At 40.7% G+C, this 3,412-nt stretch carries 2 protein-coding genes and 1 pseudogene; all 3 read right to left on the bottom strand.

The window, feature by feature from the left end; all coding sequences use genetic code 11:
• On the bottom strand, positions 1 to 665 hold a 665-nt coding region (locus ABXZ36_RS15745), incomplete at its 3' end, for a phage tail-like protein (protein WP_354616637.1).
• Between the two features lie 163 nt (positions 666 to 828).
• Entirely contained in the window at positions 829 to 1,977 is a 1,149-nt protein-coding gene (locus tag ABXZ36_RS15740; RefSeq protein WP_354616636.1) for a T9SS type B sorting domain-containing protein, read from the bottom strand.
• 2 nt (positions 1,978 to 1,979) lie between these two features.
• A pseudogene (locus tag ABXZ36_RS15735) lies at positions 1,980 to 3,412 on the bottom strand (hypothetical protein); the annotation flags it as partial.

The following is a 3,412-nucleotide window of genomic DNA, read 5'->3' as shown; positions in this document are numbered from 1 at the left end:
GTTCCATTAGTTCCGTTTGTACCTGCTGCTCCAGTATCACCTTTATCTCCGGTTGTACCGTTTATTCCAATCGTACCGTTAATGCCATCTAGGCCCTTGGCACCTGTTACACCTTGTATTCCTGTAGCTCCAGTATCCCCTTTTGCACCAGTTGAACCGTTAATGCCATCTAGACCCTTGGTACCTGTTACACCTTGTATTCCTTGGGCTCCGGTATCCCCTTTTGCTCCGGTCTCTCCTTTGGCACCTGTTGCTCCTTGTGTTCCAGTGTCTCCTTTTGCGCCTTTTAAATTTGGGGTTGTGAAATTTGTTCCGTCTGTATAATTGAAGGTAAAGGTCCCATTGCCGTTATCGACTGTAGATTGTATGCCAACACCACCAGTGGTCGAAGAACCACCCTTACAGAGATTATACCATTTTGTTCCGCTGTAGAAGAAAATACATTGTGCATCCGTGTTGTAGACCATTGCCCCGCGGAGCGGTGCTATATTTTCCATCTGGGTATTAGAAACTCGGGTAAGCACAAATGCCTTTGTAGTGCTTTCCAATTCAATAATGGAAGCTGCATTTATGCTATTTGGGTTTTCTCCAATTTTTACCTGTGCCGTTAGGCAATTGGCTCCAATAAAAAGCAGGAAAAATAGGAATTTTTTAAACTTGTTCATAAATTCAGAATGGACGTTATGCTCTATGATGTTCAAAAATAGGGTGAAGCAAGCCTATGACTAACTTAATGTTGCGAAGTGGGGTAAATATGTTGTGAAATAAACAGGTTGCTCGAAATAACGTTATATTCGGTATTATAGCGAGCGAGATATCTGTAGGATTTTACCTTCTTAGGTATAAAAACCCTTGATATTCAGTTCCCAAATCGTTTAAAGTGGCTAGGTAAAAATAGACTCCAGCGGGCAGTCCATTTTTTTTACCAAACACGACATTTCCCATATTTGAAAATCCTCTAAATTCATTCGTATAATTTATCTTATCGAACACTTTTAGGCCAAATCGGTCGAAAATTTGAATACGGTTATTGGGCGATTGTTCCAATTCTGAAATGACTAGGGCGTCATTAAGTCCATCATTGTTGGGCGTGAGGTAATAGTTGTCTAACGTTAAAATTTCGGTTGGGATAGCTAAGCTGGCGAAGGTTATGGCTGCATAGTCATCGGGGATAAATTCGTTGGAAGAAACAAACCCATCGGATAGATCGCCACCCTGGGCTACCGCTCCAAGATCTACCCATTGGTCCCCGACCTTAGACCACCCAGCAATACCCACCTTATAGGCGGCATCGGTTATCCCTGAGATGTTGCTGTCTTGATTCCAACTAATGGTAATGGTAGAGGGCACGTTCCCTGTTAAATGCCAAAATTCTGTAGTGCTCACCACATCTACATCCCTAGTTTTTCTAGTGGTGTTAAAACTGGTAGCAAAGGTACTGGGGTTATTGGGGTCTTCAAAAAAATAGGCGCATTTTGCCAGCGTATTTATAGCATTGGAGTTGAGGATCAAAGGGCGTACTTGTTGGGCGTTGCCCACGGGAAAACTAAAGAACTGTTTGTTGGTAATGGCGGCATACCCATCTACTTTGGTAGCATCTGAAATGCTAAAATAATCCCCATTTTGGATAAAATTTAAATAAATATCCTCTAAATTTCTCGGCGTAATTACATCCCCGCTGACAAAGTTGGCGTCATTGGTGAGGGCCATGGAAGTGTTCAGAAAAACCCCTCTATCATTAAAAAACTCTATATCATAAAAGATGGGCATAAAGGCCCCAGAAACAGTAATGGCCCTATTCCCGTAAAACCCTGCCAACCCCAAATTTTGGTCAAAAGACGCATCATTAATGAGGTTGGTGTGAAACCCAATCGCTCCATCTTGGTGTATGCGGATATTCCCGCTGTTATATAGGGCGGTTTGGGCTTGGGCAACCAAGCTTAGGAGGAGAAATGATATGAAAAGGAGTCCTTTCATAGCTAGTTGTTGATTTGTTGCCAGTCAGTACCGTCACTTTGAAGTTGAGTTACACCTGCATCTAGTGTTGTCTTAGTATTTCCAAAAGAATCTATATATTCATCTAATATTGCAAATGTGACTGAGAAATCGGGAGTTGGTGGAGTTGATACTGGATTTGATGCTGGATTTTTAATAATATAAATGCGTCCCACACAACTATCTGCAGCAGGTAGATCAATTTCCAAAGTTGCTCCAATTATAAGTGTATGGTGCGTTTCATTTAAAGAAGTATCCGCGAATATTGAAGTTATTGAAGTTGCAAAAGAACCTGCTGTATGTAGTGTTGATGTTGGTGCCACAATACCTATACCAACTTGACCATTGGTGAAACCAAGATTTTGTCCGTTTATATCATAAGTTCGATCAACAGCTGCTGTTTGGGTTAAATTAGAATTACCTAAATCCTGATCTATTGATAATGCTAATTCATCTATTGCACCTTGTACATTAGTTGATATTAGTCCTGAAGTTGGGGTATAAGGATTAGAATTTGCCCTTGTATCAATAACCTGTGGCGTACCTATTTCATCAGTAATGGTATAGGTGCCATTGGCATTATCCACTACTGTGGACCTCTTTGCATCAAATAATGTAACAGTACCATTTTCACTGGTATGAGTGAAGGTACCATCTCCATTATCCGTAAGGGTTGTAATTGTCTCATCTATATCTGTTACAGTTCCTGCCGCATCAGTTACCGTTGCAATTCGATTACCGGCAATCACGTTGGATATGTTGACACCATTGGTATTAATAATCACATCACTACTATCGTTATTGGTAAAAGTGTAAGTGCCATCCAAATTATCGATGATATCGGACTTATTCACTTTTTGGGTGGTACCATCTTCATTTACATAGGTTATTGTACCATCCCCAGTATCAGAAATATTGGTTATCGTTTCCGAAATGGTCACAGAAGCTACATTCAAGTATAAGCCTCCGTCTGCACCAACCGTAATGTCGTTATTCGCATCATTACTAACCAAATCAATAGTTTGATTGGCACCAACTTCATCGGTATAGGTAATGGTTCCATCTCCATTATTAAGAATAGAGGTTAAGGTCTCCAAGTTTTTTATATCAATGGTCGTAGCGGTTCCAGTCTCATCCGTATAAGTAAAAGTGCTTCCTGGGTTAGCCACCATAGTAGTTAATGTCTCCAAGTTTTCTACTAAAGGGGTAAGATCTATTAGGTTAACTGTACCATCCTCATCTATAAATTGGAGATTGGTGTTGTCCGAATTCAAGGCGACACTGGTCAAGGTCTCTAAGTTTGCAATATCTATAATCGTAGGAGCTCCATTTTCATCTGTAAACGTGAAAGTACCATCGGTGTTAGCCACAATGGTGGTCAATGTCTCCAAATTGTCAACAATCGCAGACAAATTCA

Source organism: Sediminicola arcticus (assembly GCF_040566695.1).
In the GTDB taxonomy this organism is placed as follows: domain Bacteria; phylum Bacteroidota; class Bacteroidia; order Flavobacteriales; family Flavobacteriaceae; genus Sediminicola; species Sediminicola arcticus.
The sequence above is the reverse complement of the archived record's forward strand: the minus strand, read 5'-3'. Positions and strand labels throughout refer to the sequence as shown.

What these genes read in the sequence shown, in the direction of transcription:
- ABXZ36_RS15740 (WP_354616636.1), bottom strand. Translation starts at nt 1,977, where the DNA reads ATGAAAGGACTCCTTTTCATATCATTTCTCCTCCTAAGCTTGGTTGCC.